General features: G+C 44.9%; 11 protein-coding genes. 10 read left to right on the top strand and 1 reads right to left on the bottom strand.

Translation table 11 applies throughout. The features are described from left to right. Positions 1 to 2 precede the first annotated feature (2 nt). The 8 genes from TY03_RS02910 to lpxA all read left to right on the top strand — a co-directional run bounded on the left by TY03_RS02910 (position 3) and on the right by lpxA (position 13,365). Positions 3 to 1,631 carry a SusD/RagB family nutrient-binding outer membrane lipoprotein gene (locus TY03_RS02910; RefSeq protein WP_042367152.1) on the top strand — a complete coding sequence of 543 codons (1,629 nt, stop codon included), beginning with the start codon at positions 3 to 5 and terminating at the stop codon, positions 1,629 to 1,631. Positions 1,632 to 1,650: 19 nt separating this feature from the next. Next, entirely contained in the window at positions 1,651 to 2,853 is a 1,203-nt protein-coding gene (locus tag TY03_RS02915; protein ID WP_042367154.1) for a glycoside hydrolase family 88 protein, read from the top strand. A gap of 7 nt (positions 2,854 to 2,860) precedes the next feature. Then, complete coding sequence (locus TY03_RS02920; RefSeq protein WP_042367157.1) at positions 2,861 to 4,093, top strand: DUF2264 domain-containing protein; 1,233 nt, start codon at positions 2,861 to 2,863, stop codon at positions 4,091 to 4,093. A gap of 39 nt (positions 4,094 to 4,132) precedes the next feature. After that, on the top strand, positions 4,133 to 6,553 hold the full coding sequence (locus tag TY03_RS02925) for a glycoside hydrolase family 3 N-terminal domain-containing protein (protein WP_042367159.1): 2,421 nt from the start codon (positions 4,133 to 4,135) through the stop codon (positions 6,551 to 6,553). Positions 6,554 to 6,895: 342 nt separating this feature from the next. Then, positions 6,896 to 8,005 (top strand): efflux RND transporter periplasmic adaptor subunit, encoded by a 1,110-nt coding sequence (locus TY03_RS02930; protein WP_042367161.1) that lies wholly within the window; start codon positions 6,896 to 6,898, stop codon positions 8,003 to 8,005. Between the two features lie 3 nt (positions 8,006 to 8,008). Continuing rightward, entirely contained in the window at positions 8,009 to 11,182 is a 3,174-nt protein-coding gene (locus tag TY03_RS02935; protein ID WP_042367163.1) for an efflux RND transporter permease subunit, read from the top strand. An 8-nt stretch (positions 11,183 to 11,190) separates the two neighbouring features. After that, complete coding sequence (locus tag TY03_RS02940; protein WP_042367165.1) at positions 11,191 to 12,576, top strand: efflux transporter outer membrane subunit; 1,386 nt, start codon at positions 11,191 to 11,193, stop codon at positions 12,574 to 12,576. Between the two features lie 18 nt (positions 12,577 to 12,594). Further along, the gene (gene lpxA / locus TY03_RS02945) at positions 12,595 to 13,365 is read left to right on the top strand and encodes an acyl-ACP--UDP-N-acetylglucosamine O-acyltransferase (RefSeq protein ID WP_042367166.1); all 771 of its coding nucleotides are present in this window, start codon (positions 12,595 to 12,597) and stop codon (positions 13,363 to 13,365) included. 175 nt (positions 13,366 to 13,540) lie between these two features. Here the strand turns inward: lpxA and TY03_RS02950 are convergent, their stop codons facing one another. Continuing rightward, a complete protein-coding gene (locus tag TY03_RS02950) occupies positions 13,541 to 14,182 on the bottom strand; it encodes a carbohydrate-binding family 9-like protein (protein WP_042367331.1) in 642 nt (213 codons plus the stop codon). Positions 14,183 to 14,310: 128 nt separating this feature from the next. Here TY03_RS02950 and TY03_RS02955 point away from each other — a divergent pair, with 128 nt between their 5' ends. After that, positions 14,311 to 18,360 carry a hybrid sensor histidine kinase/response regulator transcription factor gene (locus tag TY03_RS02955; RefSeq protein WP_042367338.1) on the top strand — a complete coding sequence of 1,350 codons (4,050 nt, stop codon included), beginning with the start codon at positions 14,311 to 14,313 and terminating at the stop codon, positions 18,358 to 18,360. A 103-nt stretch (positions 18,361 to 18,463) separates the two neighbouring features. After that, positions 18,464 to 20,002 carry a sulfatase-like hydrolase/transferase gene (locus TY03_RS02960; RefSeq protein WP_042367168.1) on the top strand — a complete coding sequence of 513 codons (1,539 nt, stop codon included), beginning with the start codon at positions 18,464 to 18,466 and terminating at the stop codon, positions 20,000 to 20,002. Positions 20,003 to 20,266 lie beyond the last annotated feature (264 nt).

A 20,266-nucleotide genomic window follows, 5' to 3' on the forward strand; every position in this document is an offset into this window, starting at 1 on the left:
TTATGAAAAAAAGAATAATAAGCCTCTTAATGGGCATCATTTTACTTTCATCCTCCTGTCAGGATTATATGGATAAAAAGCATGAAAACTCAGATGCTTTTACAAAAACGAAAATAGAGTACCTCTTTGCACAAGGGATACTAAAAACAATCGAAATGGATTATTCTGATTGCTACAGCTACAATTTCCGCTTATTGTCTACTTATATGCAGACAGCCGCCCGCCGGGAAGGGAAAGACCGTATCAATGTATATGAAGTGAAAGATGATAAAACGCGATGGAATAATTATTACATCACCCGAATGAGTTTGCTTACAGAAATTGAGAATATTTATACTACACTCAACTCCGCTGGGCAAGAAGAATACAGACCCTATATAGAGGCAGGTAAGATACTAAAGGCATTCAATACGTCTATAGCTACCGACTTCTTCGGCAACATGCCCTATTCCGAAGCGTTCACCGCTCGCAATCCACTCTATGGAGGCAGCGTCAACTTTAAACCTAAATACGACGACCAGAAAGATATCTATTATGCTATTTTAAATGACCTGAAAGCGGCAAGCGATTACTTTAAATCGGCCTCATTAAATGAAACCGAAGCACAGGCAGCTTTCCCTAGACAAGATATTCTTTACAAAGGTAATCTGACCAACTGGTATAAATTTGCTAATTCCTTGCGATTACGCTATGCCATGAGAATCTCAAATGTAGATCCGGAGAAAGCAAAAAAGGTGCTTTCGGAAATTACGCTGACCGACCTCATTACCACCAATCAAGACAATGCGGTACTTTTGGTAGATGGATCGATCTATAACTTTGCAGATAAAGCAATTTGGCGTGCTTTGAAAGAGAGCCATAACAAAACCAATGGCTACTACGCTTATGCTCCCGAGCTGATGACTACGACAATGAAAGCCGCCAACGATCCACGTATGCAAGTTCTTTTTCAACCCGCCAGTGATGATGAAGGAAAAGCGTATAATAATAATCAAGAAATAATCCCCTATCCGTCTTCGGCAGATGCTGCCATTGCACTACTCAATGGTACAACAGCCGATAAAATATTACATACTTATGCCCTTTATAACACAACGACTATCCGTAAAAACAGTAAATTTCCGGTAGGTATTGCAATGACTGCTGCAGAAACGTATCTTTGCCTTGCCGAAGCTGCTGCACGCAATCTTATTACCGGTAATGCCGAAGAGTTTTATAACCGATCAATTATACTGTCGGTGCAAAATTATTATAATTACTATGTACAGAGCGATTCAAAAGAAACCAAAGTAGAGGCAATTGCAAATACTGATGTTTCGGATGCAACTCTTTTGGCCTGGATAAACAGTTCGTCTTACCGCTACAGTGCTAGCAGAATATTAGAACAGATAGCTACCCAGAAGTGGATGCATTTAAATATATTGCAACCTTATGAGAACTGGGCAGAATATAGAAGAACAGATCTTCCTGTGTTGCTCGATGATAAAGAAAAAGGAGCTTTACTGAACAAAGAAAATATGCCTGTGAGGTTTTTGTATCCTTCGACAGAAGCATCTATGAATACAGAAAACTACAACCAGCAGTCCGAAAACAATAAAACAGATGCTCACCTGTGGTGGGATATAAAATAAAAGAATAAAAAAACAGAGAATGAAAAACGGCAAATTAGGTCTATTCATGGTTCTATTTGTACTTCTCTCCGCTTTCAGTAGCGGAGAGAAGCAGGAACCGATGCAAAGTGTGGTTAATAGAGGATTAAATCGGTCTACGGAACAAGCCTTGTTAATGGCAAAAGAGTTGAAAAACAGAGAAGGTCGATTCCCGAAAACAATTAATAAAAAAGGAGAATTGGCAACCAGCGATTATGCTTGGTGGTGCTCCGGCTTCTTCCCGGGCGAACTCTGGTATCTGTATGAAAATCATCCAGACAAAGAGCTGAGAGCGTATGCCGAAATGTATACCAACCGACTCGAAAACGCAAAAAAAATCACTTACAGTCACGACGTAGGCTTTATGCTGAACTGCAGCTTCGGCAATGGATACAGACTGACTAAAAACCCTCATTACAAGGACGTAATGACAACAGGGGCTAATTCATTGGCTACTCGATTCAAAGAGGAAGTCGGTTTAATTCGTTCATGGGATTTCAATAAAAAGAAATGGCAATTCCCGGTTATCATAGATAATATGATGAATCTAGAATTCTTTACCGTTGTTTCCAGACTAACCGGCAATGATCGTTTTCGCGACATGGCTATTTCACATGCTGATAAAACAATGGAACATCATTTTCGACCAGATTATAGCTGTTATCATGTTGTTTCCTATGATACGATAACCGGAAAGCCTCATATCAAACAGACTCATCAAGGATATGCTGACGAATCCGCTTGGGCAAGAGGACAAGCATGGGCCTTATACGGGTTTACAATGATGTATAAAGAAACAGGAAAAAAAGAATACCTGAAACAAGCCAATCACATAGCTCGCTTCATAATGAACCATCCCCGCATGCCGGAGGATAAGGTACCTTATTGGGATTTTGATGCGCCAGATATCCCCAATGCTCCGCGTGATGCTTCTGCTGCCGCAATTATGGCTTCTGCCCTACTTGATTTAAGTCAGATGAACCCAAATAAGTTTGGCAAAAGTTGCCGAATGTTGGCAGAGCAACAGCTTCGCTCACTGACCTCACCCGAGTATCTGGCTAAGAAAGGGGGCAACTGTAATTTTGTACTGCTCCATTCGACCGGACACTTTCCCAATAACAGTGAGGTAGATGTTCCGCTTAGTTATGCCGATTACTATTATGTAGAGGCTTTGATACGCATGAAAAAGTTACTAAACAAATAAAATAATTATGATTAAGGTAAATAGTATTATTATATTGCTTTTGATTTCGCTGTTCAGCAGCGGCGAAATCAAAGCTGCTGATCAGATACATCCAACAGGAGCAGAAGACCGTAGTGTATGGGTTAACACACTAACTTCGCTAGCCAATCCGGTATTAACCAATTTAGCCAATGAAACGCTAAAAAAGAATATGCCATGCGAATCATTGGATCCTGGACGCAAAGTCTTTTCTCACCTCGAAGCGGTAGGCCGATTAATTTGCGGAATTTCTCCTTGGCTGGAACTGGGCCCGGACAATACGCCCGAAGGTCAATTGCGAAAAAAATATATTGACCTGACGGTAAAAGGATTAAAGAATGCTGTAAATCCTAAGTCACCGGACTATTTAATCTTTGGCGAGCCTCATCAACCTCTTGTAGATGCCGCTTTCCTTGCACAAGGTTTACTACGCGCCCCTAAACAGCTTTGGGGAAATATGGATAAGCAAACCCGCGAACAAATGGTTACCGAATTAAAACGAAGCCGTATCATTAAGCCTTATAACAACAACTGGCTTCTGTTTGCTTCTATGATAGAAGCAGCTCTGTTAGAGTTGACCGGTGAATGTGATAACGAGCGACTCACCCAAGGTATATTCAAGTTTCGTGACGAATGGTACAAAGGAGATGCATTGTATGGCGATGGTCCCAGATTTCACATGGATTACTATAATAGCTTTGTGATACACCCAATGTTGACCGATGTACTCGTAGTCATGAATAAACATCATATAGAAGGAAGCGATTTTCTCAGTACTCAACTCCAACGCCATACCCGCTATGCAGCTCAATTGGAACGATTTATTTCTCCCGAGGGCACTTTTCCCGTGGTAGGTCGTTCTATTGTTTACCGTATTGGTGTTTTTCATGCGCTAGGACAAGCCGCTCTCATGCAGATTCTTCCGAAGGAAGTGTCACCGGGTCAGGTGCGTTGTGCACTGACAGCTGTTATCCGCAATATGTTTACATCGCCTAATAACTTCGATCCGAATGGATGGATCAAGGTAGGTTTTAACGGAGGCGAACAAATTCATATTTCCGAATATTACATAAATACCGGCAGTGCCTATCTTTGTGCAGTTGGGCTTTTGCCTTTAGGATTGCCTGCAACCGACCGTTTCTGGTCAGACCCCTATACAGAGTGGACAAACCTGAAAGCTTGGAGTGGCAAAGAAGTAAAAGCTGACCATTCGATAAAATAAGAATGGACGCAGCCATGACTCAAATATAAAAGACAGAAAATGAAGTTATTCAAGCTAATTCTTATATTTACAATCTTAGGAGTTACTCTTTCCGCACCCAGTGTAATAGCACAACCTAGTATCAAAATCTATCATAAAACATGGATTGATTTCAATAAGAACGGTCAAAAAGATTTGTTTGAGGATTCAACTCAACCGATACCCGAAAGGGTGAAAGACCTACTTTCTCAAATGACACTAGAAGAGAAGAGTTGCCAGCTGGCAACTTTATACGGCTTTGGACGGGTACTGAAAGACTCACTACCAACAGAGCGTTGGAAACAAGAAGTCTGGAAAGACGGTATTGCCAATATCGACGAACAGCTCAACGGAGTAGGCTCGGGCTATAGACGTGCAGGCCATTTGATTTATCCATACGCTAATCATGCGAAAGCTATAAATAGCATTCAGCGTTGGTTTATCGAAGAAACACGATTGGGTATTCCGGTAGACTTCTCCAATGAAGGTATTCACGGATTAAATCACACCAAAGCAACTCCGCTTCCGGCTCCAATTGCAATAGGCAGCACCTGGAATAAGGCACTTGTACACCAAGCCGGAGAGATTGTGGGGAAAGAAGCCAAACTCCTTGGATATACGAATGTTTATGCACCAATTCTTGATGTTGCACGCGACCCGCGGTGGGGGCGAATACTGGAATGCTATGGCGAAGACCCATTTCTGATAGCAGAAATGGGCATTGAAATGGTAAACGGCATTCAATCGCAAGGCGTCGCTTCGACTTTGAAACATTATGCCGTTTATAGTATCCCCAAAGGAGGGCGTGACGGTGCTTGCCGAACCGACCCTCACGTATCGCCTCGTGAGTTGCACGAGCTACATCTTTATCCGTTCCGCCGGGTCATACAAGAAAGCTCACCAATGGGAGTTATGAGTAGTTATAATGATTGGGACGGAGTACCGATTACTGCGAGTCCTTATTTTCTCACTCAGTTATTGCGCCATGAATATAACTTTAAAGGATATGTTGTCAGTGATAGCGAAGCAGTGGAATTTATACAGACCAAACATCAAACGGCTCCAGATTATGATGATGCCGTAAGACAAGCACTTGAAGCCGGCTTAAATGTACGTACTCATTTTACTTCACCTGCAGACTTTATACTCCCGGTACGCCGGTTGGTTGCAGAAAATAAGCTATCACTGGCTACGATTGACCAGCGGGTAGCCGAAGTGCTGAGTGTAAAGTTTCGTCTTGGCCTGTTTGACTCTCCTTATGTAAAAGATCCCAAGGAAGCCGATCGGCAAGTCGGTGCGGACAAGCACCTTGACTTTATCATGAAAATGCAGCGTCAATCACTGATCCTTCTAAAAAACGATCAACACCTATTACCGCTCAATAAAAAGCAAATCCGAAAAGTTCTCGTTACCGGCCCGCTGGCTGACGAGGATAATTTCATGATCAGCCGATATGGACCCAACAGACTACCGACAAAGAGTGTATTAAAGGGACTACAGGAATATCTCAACAATGAAGTAGAAGTTGTATACAGTAAAGGATGCAACATAACCGATGCAAACTGGCCTGACAGTGAATTAGTGCCAACGCCCCTGACATCTGATGAGGAACAAGCTATTCAAGCAGCTGTGGCACAAGCCAAAGAATCAGACGTTATCATTGCTGTTTTAGGAGAGGATGAACACCGGGTAGGAGAAAGCCGCTCCCGAACATCACTCGATTTTCCCGGACGGCAACAGATACTTTTAGAGGCTCTTCACAAAACGGGCAAACCCATCGTATTGGTATTGATCAACGGACAACCGTTGACAATCAACTGGGCTGACCGCAACATTCCTGCCATTTTAGAAGCATGGTTTCCCAGTTATCAGGGAGGAACAGTGATTGCAGAAACCCTGTTCGGTGATCATAATCCAGGTGGAAAACTAACGGTTACTTTTCCCAAAAGTGTAGGTCAGATAGAGCTTAATTTTCCGTTTAAGAAAGGTTCTCACGGTAAACAATACCAGGCCGGTCCAAACGGATCGGGAAATACACGTGTGATTGGTTCATTATATCCTTTCGGACATGGGTTAAGTTACACAACATTTCATTACTCCAACCTACGCGTAGATAGTCCACAGAAGGGTACACAAGGAATTGTCCGGATCAAGGTCGATATTAAGAATCAGGGACAGCGAACCGGAGACGAAGTTGTACAGCTTTATATACGTGACAAAGTAAGTAGTGTTGTTACCTATGACTCTCAACTAAGAGGGTTTAAGCGTATCACCCTGTCGCCGGGTGAAGTTCAAACCGTACAATTTGATCTTACTCCTACAGCTTTTCAACTGCTAGACAAAAACATGAACTGGACGGTTGAACCTGGAGTATTTGAGGTTCGTATCGGCAGTAGCTCGGAAGATATTCGCTTAAGAAAAGAAATCGAATTATCCGAATAAAACAAAGTCTTTTGGTGAGAGCGATATTAGTAAAAAGCTAATATCGTAAAAGATTTATATAGATTTAGCCAAATCCTCTCAAAGCATTAGCAATCACAAGATTAAGTAAAATCTATTGATTGCTAATGCTTTTTAATAGAAGCAGCTATCTTAATTTCAGAAAAACATAGTTAAAAAACTACACTTCCGAGAACACTTATATCAATATTTAGACTACTTTTACAGCGAAAACTTTGCAGACCCTCGAAGTTTTCTCGTTTTGATATTCAAAGCTCTATGAATATTATGAACTCACATACAATAAGCAAATTAATAAGTAAACACTGAATATAAATCGAAAGTATGAGAAGTAAAGTTGTATTATTTGCATTTTGTTTAGCTCTATTTGGCTGTGGCCAAAAGGGGCAAATGGGAATGGGTGGCGTACCAGAATATGCCGTGATGACATTGCAGCCAACCAGCAGCGATTTAAACAGTACCTATCCCGCTATCATTAAAGGAAAACAAGACATTGAAATCCGTCCGCAAGTAGCCGGATTTATTACGAAGGTTTGTGTCGACGAGGGATCGGTTGTACGCAAGGGGCAAACCTTGTTCATTATCGACCCCGTACAATATCAGGCAGCTGTTCAATCGGCCGAGGCGAGTGTACAGGTAGCCAAGTCGGGAGTCGCAACGCAGCAACTGACTGTAAACAATAAGCGCGAACTACTGAAGAAAAACATCATCAGTCAATATGACATGGAAATGGCTGAGAATCAGCTTGCCTCGCAAAAAGCATTGCTGGCGCAAGCAAATGCCCAGCTGATCAATGCACGTCAGAATTTGTCATTTACGAATGTAAAAAGTCCGTCGGACGGCGTGGTAGGAACCATTCCTTTCCGTGTAGGAAGCCTTGTCAGCTCCTCGATCGCGACCCCACTAACTACTGTTTCAGACATCTCTGAGATGTATGTTTACTTCTCCATGAATGAAAAGCAACTGCTCGACATGACCCGAGAAGGAGGAAGCATGAAAGAGATTCTGGCAAAAATGCCTCCCGTACGGCTTCAACTAATTGATGGGACTCTTTATGCCGATAGCGGTCGGATAGAAACCCTGAGTGGGGTAATCGAGCAAGCGACCGGTGCCGTAAGCATGCGTGCTTCGTTTCCGAACAAGCGCAATGTGCTTCGTAGCGGTGGAACCGGATCGGTATTGATACCTTACACCGAAAAGAATGCGTTGATCATTCCGCAAAAAGCAACATACGAAATACAGGATAAGAAGTTTGTCTTTCTTGTAACCGACAGTGCTACTACCCAAACAACCGAGATCGCTGTATTCCCGATCAACAACGGACAAGATTATGTTGTCACTTCGGGACTCAAGGCAGGCGACAAGATTGTGACCGAAGGGGTAGGTACCAGTGTTAAAGATGGCATGAAGATTCAACCTAAAGAAACGAAATAAGCAATGAAACTCGATAAATTTATTAACCGCCCGGTATTATCGACGGTGATCTCGATCATTATCGTTATTCTGGGTATCCTCGGTTTGATATCCCTGCCAGTAACGCAGTATCCGGATATCGCACCGCCTACCATACAGGTAAGTACAGATTATACGGGAGCCAATGCGCAAACCGTACTTAACAGCGTTATCGCTCCACTCGAGGAGCAGATCAATGGGGTAGAGAACATGATGTACATGACCTCTACAGCTACCAATACCGGCAACGCCACTATCCAAGTATACTTTAAACAAGGCACCGACCCCGATATGGCTGCCGTCAACGTACAAAACCGCGTAGCCAAAGCACAAGGGTTACTGCCCGCCGAGGTCACCAAGGTAGGTGTTATCACCAGCAAACGCCAAACCAGTATGTTGATGGGGTTCTCGCTCTATAGTTCGGATGATAAATACGACTCGGAGTTCCTTGAAAACTATGCCAAAATCAATATCATCCCGCAGGTACAACGTGTAAGCGGTGTGGGTGACGCCATGGTGATGGGGTCGGACTACTCCATGCGCATCTGGATGAAGCCTGAGATTATGGCACAGTATAAACTGATGCCGACGGATATTACCAACGCGTTGGCCGAACAAAATATCGAAGCAGCTCCGGGGCAGTTTGGCGATCAAGGCAATCAATCGTTTCAGTACGTAATGAAGTATAAGGGTCGTTTGCAAACCGAAAAAGAGTTTGGCGATATCGTAGTACGCGCCACACCCGATGGTGAGATCTTGCGTCTCAAAGACGTAGCAACGATCGAACTGGGGCGCTTAAGTTACGGATTCCGCAACAATGTAAACGGGCATCCCGGTGTAACAACAATGATTTATCAAACGGCCGGTTCCAATGCAACCGAAATTGTAGGCAACATCAAAACCCTGCTAAAAAACATGGAAAAGGAGCTGCCTCCCGGCGTAAAAGTCGAGATTCTACTCGATAGTACCGACTTCCTTTTCGCCTCTATCCACGAGGTGCTTATCACTTTGTTGGAAGCATTTATCCTTGTTTTCATCGTAGTGTATATCTTCTTACAAGATTTCCGCTCTACGCTGATTCCTACCATCGCTATCCCCGTATCGTTGATCGGTACGTTCTTTATCCTCTATCTGATCGGTTTTAGTATCAACCTGCTCACCCTCTGCGCCATGATTCTCGCCATTGCGATTGTGGTCGACGATGCCATTGTAGTGGTCGAGGGGGTACACGCTAAACTCGACCAAGGGTATAAGTCGGCCCGTATGGCATCTATCGATGCGATGAACGAACTCTCGGGTGCCATCCTCTCCATTACGTTGGTCATGATGTCGGTATTTATCCCCGTAAGCTTCATGAGTGGAACTTCCGGAACATTCTATCGGCAGTTTGGTCTGACAATGGCTTTCGCTATCGGGCTATCGGCACTGAATGCATTGACCCTCACCCCTGCCCTATGTGCCATTTTACTAAAACCGCATAACGCCGATGGCAGCCATAAGAAGATGAGCTTCGTTGACCGTTTTCATACCTCATTCAACGTAGCATACGACAAGACGCTGAAGAAGTATAAGAATGGTGTTCTGCTCTTCATTCATCATCGTTGGTTGGCATTCGGCAGTGTGGTAGCGGGTATTGCCCTACTCATCGGGCTGATGATGGTAACCCCTACCGGATTGGTACCGAATGAAGATACGGGAACGATCTTTGCCGTAGTCGACCTCCCTCCTGCTACTTCGCAGGAACGTACCATTGTTGCCATGGATGAAGTAGATAAGCTGCTTGCCAACACTCCGGGATTAAAGAGCCGGACACAGATCATCGGTTATAGCTTTATTGCCGGACAAGGAAATAACTACGGTACATTTATCTGCAAACTAAAAGATTTTGATAAGCGCGGTAAGGGCGAAGACCTCAATTCTGTGATTGGTCGCCTCTATATGCAAACCAAAACGCAAGTAAAAGACGCCCGCGTCATGATCTTTGCCCCTCCGATGATTCCGGGATATAGTATTACGAATGGTTTCGAGGTGAACCTACAGGATAAGACAGGTGGAGATCTGAACAAGTTCTTCGATGTTACGCAAGAGTTCCTGGCGAAGCTGGCCGAACGTCCGGAGATTGCCACCGCTCAAACAGCGTTTAACCCGAACTTCCCTCAATATATGATCGATATCGATGCGGCTAAATGTAAACAGGCAGGACTTAGCCCCAATACCATCCTGACTACCCTGCAGGGTTATTTCGGAGGTATGTACACCTCCAACTTCAACCGCTTTGGTAAGCTTTATCGGGTCATGATACAGGCCGATCCTACGGCTCGTATCAACCCCGAATCGCTGAACGCTATCAAGGTGCGCAATGGTAACGAGATGGCTCCGATCACTCAGTTTATGACACTGAAGAAGGTGTATGGACCGGACAATATCAAACGCTTCAATATGTATACGGCGATTGCCATCAACGGTTCGCCGGCACCGGGCTACAGTTCGGGCGAGGCGATCAAGGCAATTGAAGAGGTGGCTTCTAAATCACTTCCAACAGGCTATGCTTACGAATACTCAGGTATGACGCGCGAAGAGCAAAGTACCGGTAGCGGCACTACAGCGATCATTTTCGCGCTCTGTTTGGTATTCGTTTACCTATTGCTCAGTGCGCAGTACGAAAGCTATATCCTGCCGTTGGCTGTTATACTCTCCATCCCCTTCGGATTGGCCGGTAGCTTTATCTTTGGCTGGATGATGGGTGTGCAGAACAATATCTATATGCAAATTGCCCTTATCATGTTGATGGGTCTATTGGCTAAGAACGCTATTTTGATTGTAGAGTTCGCCCTCGACCGCCGACGAATGGGCATGAGCATTACCTGGGCTGCCGTATTAGGTGCATCTGCCCGTTTGCGTCCTATTTTGATGACATCTCTTGCCATGGTCATCGGTTTGCTTCCGTTGATGTTTGCCAGCGGTGTAGGTGCCAATGGTAACAGTACCTTGGGAACCGGCGCGGTAGGTGGTATGTTAATCGGTATGATTTGCCAGATTTTCGTGGTTCCTGCACTCTTCGTAGCCTTCCAGTTCTTGCAGGAGAAGGTGAAACCGATGGTCTGGGAAGACATTGACAACACCGATGCACAAACGGAGATTGAACAATACGCTAAATAATTGATAGAATGAAAAAACAGATACTATTCCTGTTGTGTGCAACTGCTCTATTGAGCAGCTGCCACATCTATAAATCGTACGATCGCCCCGAAGATATACAAACCGCCGGTTTGTATCGTGATACGTTGGCGACAGGCGATACCCTGGCAGCGGATACCGCCAATTTTGGCAACCTGCCCTGGCGCGAAGTCTTTACCGACCCGCAACTGCAAGCCTATATCTCGCAGGGGCTAACCGATAATACGGACCTGCAAACGGCTATTCTCAAAGTGAAAGAGTCACAAGCAGCATTGTTATCTGCTCGTCTGGCCTATGCTCCGTCGCTTGGATTATCGCCGCAAGGTACACTGAGCAGCTTTGACAAAGGGGCTGCCACCCAGACCTACTCCCTACCCGTTACAGCCAGTTGGGAAGTCGATCTATTCGGCAAGCTGCTCAATGCCAAACGAAATGCACAAACCGTCTTACTACAAAGTCAGGCATACCGCCAAGCAGTGCAAACACAGATCATTGCCGCCATTGCCAACACCTATTATACGCTGCTGATGCTCGACCAACAGATGATCATCTCCGAGCAAACAGCCGATATCATGAAACGCAACGTAGAAACCATGCGTGCCATGAAAGAGGCGGCTATGACCAACGAGGCTGCCGTATCGCAAAGCGAAGCTGCCTATGCACAAGTACTTGCCTCGCTACCCGCCATCCGCCAAGGTATCCGTGAAACGGAGAATGCACTTTGCATGTTGCTCAAACAAGCACCTCAAGCCGTAAAGCGCAGCACATTGGAGGCACAAAAACTTCCTTCAACGTTTTCGGTTGGAGTACCTTTGCAGTTACTTTCGAACCGCCCCGACGTAAAAGCAGCCGAAATGGCATTAGCTGTGACCTATTATAATACGAACTCGGCTCGTGCTGCATTCTACCCGCAAATTATCATCAGCGGATCGGCCGGATGGGTCAATAGCGCAGGGGGCGTCATCATGAATCCCGGCAAACTATTGGCTTCGGCTATCGGTTCGCTTACACAACCGCTATTCTATCGCGGCACCAACATTGCCCGCCTCAAAATAGCAAAAGCACAACAGGAAGAGGCAAAACTGGCCTTCGAACAAACACTGTTGAACGCCGGTAGCGAAGTAAGCAATGCATTATCTCTTTATCAAACTACAGCTGATAAGGCAAGTGCCCGCGCCTTGCAGGTTGCGTCGGCTCAGAAAGGTTCGGAGTACACCAAAGAGCTCTTTACGTTGGGCACTTCGACTTATTTAGAGGTTTTATCGGCCGAACAGGCATTGCTCAGCGCCCGTTTGTCTCAGGTGTCCGACACCTTCGACGAGATGCAAGCAGTCGTTAGCCTTTACCGGGCATTGGGAGGTGGAAGAGAAGAGTAACTTTAAATATATACGATTATGATTAGTCCGTTAGCTTACGTAGACCCAGAGGCCAAAATCGGGAAAAACGTCACGATTCAGCCTTTTGCCTACATCGATAAAAATGTTGAGATCGGAGACGATTGCGTGATTATGCCCTTTGTCAGTGTCTTAGCGGGCACACGTATGGGAAAAGGGAATAAGGTATATCAGCATGCCGTATTGGGAGCCGAACCCCAGGATTTTCATTATACGGGAGAAGACAGCGAGCTGGTTATCGGCAACAATAACCACATCCGCGAAAACGTGGTGATCAGCCGTGCCACACATAGCGGTTGCCAAACGGTCATCGGCAATGAGAATTTCTTAATGGATCGGGTACACATCTGTCACGATGTACGTATAGGCGATCACTGTGTAGCCGGTATCGGGAGTACCATCGCAGGCGATTGCGTGCTGAACGACTGTGTTATTCTGAGTGGTAATGTAAGCCTGTATCAGCACAGCCGTGTAGGAAGCTGGTCGTTGATTCAGGGGGGAAGCCGTATTTCGAAAGATGTGCCTCCGTATGTTATCATCTCGGGCAATCCGGCCGGATATCATGGAGTCAATGCTACCGTGATGCAACATCATCACAATATATCCGAAAAGATACTGCGGCATATAGCCAATGCTTATCGCCTTATTTATCAAGGAAACTTCAGCTTGTTTGATGCCTTGCAGAAGATTGAAGAGCAGGTGCCGATGAGTGATGAGATTCGCACCATCATAGACTTTTGCCGGGATTCCAAACAGGGGATAGTAAGGTAAGAGGTTGAATGGTCATCTGCAAAAGGGTCGGATGATAACACCCAAAGCGTCCGACCATAGGAAGCAAAGGTTCCGACCATCGCACTAAAAGGTTCCGACCGGTTTTAAACGAACAAAGGATCTTGCCCATGATATAATGCGGCAAGATCCTTTCGTTTATATAGGAAACGGTTGTTTATTCAAATTCTAAGGTACCGAAAAAGTCGGGACGATGGAAATCAGGCTTCTCAATCTCAATGGGGTTCCACGAGAGGAAATGAGGCGTTTGCAGCTCATCACCACATTTGTAGAAGTTGGCTTTCACTACTTTTCCATCGAGCGAAGTGATGTTGTGCTTAAAGAAAACGGTATAAGGAATGATAAGTGCCACATCCCACGATACCTCTTCTACCCGCTCGTCAAACGGTTCGCGACCCAGACTCGACCAACGTTGCACACCCGCCATTAACTCTTGTGGAGCATGTTCGCGGTTGGCACGAGCTGCCCCTGCACCCACAAGAATGGTTCCGATACAGTTGCACTCGAAGTTATAGTATATGCCATCGGCAGCGGGAACAGAGAAAAACTCAACGCATGAATCGGTCCATACAGCATCGTTATCGTTGCTATAGCGAGCCCGTACGGAAGCTTCTTTCACATTGAAATGTAGCAGGATAGCGTCGTCGGTGTGTGCCATACGGAACGCTACTTTGGGTTTATAAGGATAAGCCGACCAATTGACATGGTCAATTGGCTGAAATCCGATTCGCTCTTCATCCAGTAGCTCGGGAAGTGCACTAACAGCTACGTTAGCTACACTGATCTTCTTTACTTTCATATCGTAGTTAGTTTGATTGCGATGTTGTATTAACGTACAAATGTAATCACTTTCTTTCAATCTGCGATAGAGGAATCGAACAAAATGTTATATATTTGTGCCAAACACTACTTAACCTCATGGACATAGTGAAGAAATATTTCCTTTTTTGCCTATTCGTATGCAGCACAATCACCATTTGGGCACAAGACAGAGAGCTAACGTTCAGTCATCTGACAACGAGCGATGGACTTTCACAATTTTCTGTCAACAGCCTCTATGTTGATGAAAATGGCATGCTATGGATTGGCACACGCGAAGGGCTGAACCGCTACAACGGCAATGATATTAAAACCTATAAATTAGAGAAAAACAACCCGCACAGCCTTTTTTGCAATACCGTGATCCGGATTACCGGCAACAAGAAAGGTAAAGTATACCTCTTGTGTACAGAGGGTGTGGCCGAATTCGATCTCCATTCGCAACGCTTCAAAACACTGCTTCAAGGAAATGTAACCGGTATCTACTATAAAGAGGAGCTATATATCGGCAAGAAAAACGAGATATATGTATTCAATGAACATACACAGAACTTCGATTTATATTATCAGTTGGCAGTGAAAGATGCTGCCATATCGAGTTTACACCTCGACGCCAAAGAGAACTTGTGGATAGGTACTGAGAACAATGGTGTCTATAAACTCCTTGCCGGGAAACAGCTGATACATCCGATCGAACGGGGAAACATTACAAGTATTTATGAAGACTCGAAGCAGGAGCTATGGATTGGGAGTTGGGACAAAGGGCTGTTTCATATCGAAACAAACGGAGCAATAGAAAACCTGCGACACGACTCCGCCAACGAGCACAGCATCTCGTCCGACTTTGTAAGAACCTGCTGCGAAGACAACGCAGGCAACATTTGGATTGGTACCTTTCAGGGACTGAACCGGTATAATAAACGTAACAAACAGATAGACAATTATACCCGAAACAGAGACAAAACAGAGGGACTAACCCACTCGTCGATCTGGTCTATCGTGAAAGATCCCCAAGGAACACTCTGGCTAGGAACATACTTTGGAGGTGTAAACTATTTCAATCCGGAATATGAAATCTACACGCGCTATAAAACGGCCGATAACGGACAGAACGGGCTAAGTAGCCCGGTAGTAGGACGCATGACCGAAGATCGGCAAGGCAACCTATGGATCTGTACAGAAGGAGGAGGAATCAACATATACGACCGGAAGAACAAAACCTTCAAATGGTTGAAACAGGAAGCAGGCCGGAATAGTATCTCGCACAACAACGTAAAAGCGATTTACTATGACGAAAAGAACGAAACCATGTGGATAGGCACACATTTGGGCGGACTGAATAAGCTCAATCTTCGTACCAATCAATTCACTCATTATCGTTCTGTGGAAAATGACTCCACCACACTACCATCGGATATCATTCGAGACATCACGCCTTATGGTAATTTACTGATTATCGGCACGCAGAATGGTGTTTCTCTCTTTGACCCGCAAACAGGCCGATGTCAACAACTATTCAAGGATTCGAAAGCCGGACGGGCCATTCGCATTGTAGCCGATCTGTTTATGGATAAAGACAGTACACTCTGGATTGCAGCAACCGGCGAAGGTGTATATACATATCGATTTGACAGTAAACAGCTCAAAAATTATCAGCACCGCCCCGACAAAGCCAATAGTTTAAGCAATAACAACATCAACAGCATCACCCAAGACAGTCAGGGGAGACTCTGGTTCTCTACTTCGGGTAGCGGACTCGATCTGTATTTGCCCGAAACAGACAGTTTTGAGAATTTCGATATGCAACGGAACGGACTATCAAGCGACTGTATCTACGAGGTCTGCGAATCATCTATCGAAAAGGGCAATCTGTTACTTATTACGAATCAAGGATTCTCACTGTTTAACTATGCCGACGGCACCTTTCGCAACTACAACGCCGAAAACGGGTTCCCGCTGACAGCCGTTAATGAAAATGCCATGTACATAACCCGGGATGGCGAAGTGTTTCTGGGAGGAGTACAAGGCATGATTTCATTTCGCGAGAAAAATCTACGTTTTCAACTCAAACCTTATCACATCACTCTTTCACGCCTATTGGTCAACGGACACGAAGTGAGCCCCAATGATGAAACCGGCATCTTGGCTCAGTCGCTATGCTATACCCGGGAGATTACACTCGAAGCAGATCAATCAATGTTCAGCATAGAGTATGCTACCTCCAACTTCATTCCTGCCAATCGAGACGATGTATTCTATCGGCTAGAGGGCTTTTCGGACGATTGGAACGACACGCATCGAAAACAGAAATTGATTACCTACACCAACTTAAATCCGGGTACCTACACTCTCGTTATCAAAGGTAAGAGCGATTTAACAAAAGAGGTGCGGCTCATCATTCATGTACTACCGCCATGGTATAAAACCTGGTGGGCGTACCTCATTTACACGATCATACTAGGCAGTTTGCTCGGCTATTTAATACGGACCTATAAATCTCGCATCAAGCTAAGAGAGTCATTAAAGTACGAACAGAAGCACATTGAAGATGTGGAGAAACTCAATCAATCCAAGTTGTTGTTTTTCACCAATATCTCGCATGAGTTCCGTACACCTCTTACACTCATCGTTGGACAGGTAGAAGCATTGCTTCAAGTACAAAGCTTTACACCACATGTATACGGTAAGATATTGGGCGTCTACAAGAGCAGCATCCAGTTACGGGAACTCATTACCGAACTACTCGATTTCCGCAAACAGGAACAGGGACATATGAAAATCAAGGTGAGTAATCACAACCTGGTCGATTTTCTCTATGAAAACTACCTGCTCTTTCTTGAATATACAAATAGCAAACAAATCAACTTCCAGTTTGCTAAAGAGGAAGAGGTAATCGAAGCGTGGTATGACCAAAAACAGATGCAGAAGGTTATCAACAACTTACTGTCGAATGCACTGAAGCATACCAAAGCAGCAGACACCATTTCTATCAACGTCAGGAAAGAAGGAAATCAGGCCATCATCGAGATACGCGATACCGGAACGGGCATAGACGCTACAGAGATAGATAAAATATTCGATCGATTCTATCAAACAGAGCGACTCGATTCCTTCTCGACCGGAGCCGGAACAGGTATCGGACTGGCTTTGACTAAGGGAATCATCGAGCTGCATCACGGAACAATCCGGGTTGAAAGTGAGCTCGACAAAGGGAGTTGCTTCATCATCACCCTAAAATTAGGCAACGGACACTTTGATAAAGAACAGCTTTCGCTACAACCCGATGCAAGCAGCCAGGCAGACGTATTTAAGCCTCAATCCGATGAGGCAACCGAACTGTTGTCGGAACCAAGCGAGCCGTACAAACGAATTCCCAATGCAAAGATGTTGATTGTTGAAGACAACGAATCGATCTTAAAAATGCTGGTTGATATTTTCCAGCTATTCTATCAAGTAACAACCGCATCGGATGGAGTAGAAGCGTTGGAACGTATACAAGAAGAGATGCCCAGTATTGTACTGAGCGATGTGGTCATGCCGCGCATGTCGGGCACTGAACTCTGTAAACAGATCAAGAGTGACTTTAATACCTGCCACATTCCTGTGGTATTGCTCACTGCCCGAACAGCAGTGGAACATAACATCGAGGGGTTGCGCATCGGAGCAGACGACTATATCACCAAACCTTTCAATATCAATATTCTTATTTCGCGCTGCAATAATCTGGTGAACTCACGCATCTTGCTCCAAGAAAAGTTCAGCCGACAGCCACAGGCTTTTGCCCAGATGTTGGCAACCAACCCGATGGACAAGGAGATGCTCGATAGAGCGATGGATATCATTGAGCGACATTTGGACGACACCGAGTTTAACGTCAACATCTTTGCGCGTGAGATCGGCATGGCGCGTACCAACTTATTCACGAAACTGAAGGCCATCACCGGACAAACACCAAACGATTTCATCCTTACCATCCGCCTTAAGAAAGGAGCAATTATGCTACGAAACAATCCGGAACTGAACATCTCCGAAATATCGGACAAAATTGGGTTCTCTTCATCACGATACTTCAGTAAATGCTTTAAAGACGTCTATCACGTTAGTCCGATGAGTTATCGGAAAGGAGAAGTCGAAGGAGAGGAAAATGATGATCAATAGTTCGATCTTTGTACTTTTTTAGCCCATGTTCGTACGGTGTTATCCTAGCAATCCTTCTTTTAGAGATACCTTTGCACAAAGAAATCCCTAAAAGAATCATATCATGTCTATTTTATCGCGTACACTGCCTCTGCTTCCGGGCATAGCCTTACTGGCTGGCTGTGGCATCAAAGGTCAGAAAGAGACCACAAAGAATAATCTGCAGCGACCCAACGTTATCTATATTTTTGCCGACGACTTGGGTATTGGTGATTTAAGTTGCTATGGAGCAAACAAAGTAAGCACTCCCCACATTGACCGTTTAGCAGGACAAGGAGTGCAATTCACCAACGCTTACGCTACTTCGGCCACCAGTACACCCTCACGTTTCGGGCTGCTTACCGGCATGTATCCTTGGCGGCAAACAAATACCGGAATTGCTCCGGGCAACTCCGAACTCATTATCGATACAGCCTGTGTCACCATGGCCGATATGATGAAGCAGGCCGGATATGCTACCGGAGTGATCGGGAAATGGCATTTGGGGCTGGGTCCTAAAGGAGGAACCGACTTTAACAAGCAAATCTCACCCAACACACAAGACATCGGTTTCGACTATGAGTTTGTTATCCCAGCTACGGTAGACCGCGTACCTTGTGTGTTCGTAGAGAACGGACGCGTAGTCGATCTCGACCCGAACGATCCCATCCAAGTAGACTATCACAAGAAAGTAGGCAATTGGCCCACAGGCGAAGAGAACCCGGAATTAGTGACCCTCAAACCCAGTCAGGGACATAATAATACGATTATCAATGGTATTCCCCGTATCGGTTGGATGACGGGTGGACAAGCTGCATTGTGGAAAGACGAAGAGATAGCGGATGTGATTACCCAGAAAGCAAAAAACTTCATCGCGATGCATAAGAGCGAACCTTTCTTCTTATACATGGGTACACAAGATGTTCACGTTCCGCGTATCCCCCACCCTCGTTTTGCAGGCAAGAGCGGATTGGGCACACGCGGCGATGTTATCCTACAACTCGACTGGACGATTGGCGAAATAATGCAGACGCTTGACAGCCTTCAATTGGCCGATAATACGATTTTCATCTTTACCAGCGACAATGGTCCGGTTATTGACGATGGGTACCAAGACGAGGCTCGCGAACGACTCCACGGACATACACCGATGGGTATTTATCGTGGCGGCAAATACAGCGTTTATGAAGCGGGTACGCGTGTTCCTTTCATCGTTCGCTGGCCTGCCGGCATTAAACCGAGCAAGCAACAGGCTTTATTCTCACAAATTGATGTATATGCTTCGCTGGCTTCGCTACTTAATCAGCCCATAAAAGCAAATGCTGCTCCCGATAGTGAGGATCACTTAAATGCCTTATTGGGCAAAGAAGCTACGAACCGGGATTATATCATTCAGCAGAACCTGAATAATACATTAGCCATCATTCAGGGGCAATGGAAATACATTGAGCCTAGTAACCAATCAGCCATTGAGCCTTGGACAAAGACCGAACTAGGCAATGATAAGAAAGCACAACTCTATGATTTATCAACCGATCCGAGCGAAAAGCGAAACATAGCAGACAAGCATCCGGAGGTTGTAAAGGAGTTATCAGCAACACTGCAAGCAGTAAAAGCTAAATAACACCTAGAAACAGAAAGGCTTCACTTGCTCTATCATTTTGCAAGTGAAGCCGTAACTATGGAGCTAAAAAATAATTAAGGTCAATATAGATCTGATTCTCTACTTTACTTCGATAGTTATTTCCTAAAGGACCGCTTTACCAAGATCTACATTGGCTTTGCCAGCCAGAAAACTTACGTTTAGTTGTTCGAATAGCATACACAAGTATGTATGATATTATACATCATCTGTACGTATTTCACCCATTTTTTAGCAAAATTTTAT

The organism is Bacteroides neonati (genome assembly GCF_000499785.1).
GTDB classification, from domain to species: domain Bacteria; phylum Bacteroidota; class Bacteroidia; order Bacteroidales; family Bacteroidaceae; genus Bacteroides; species Bacteroides neonati.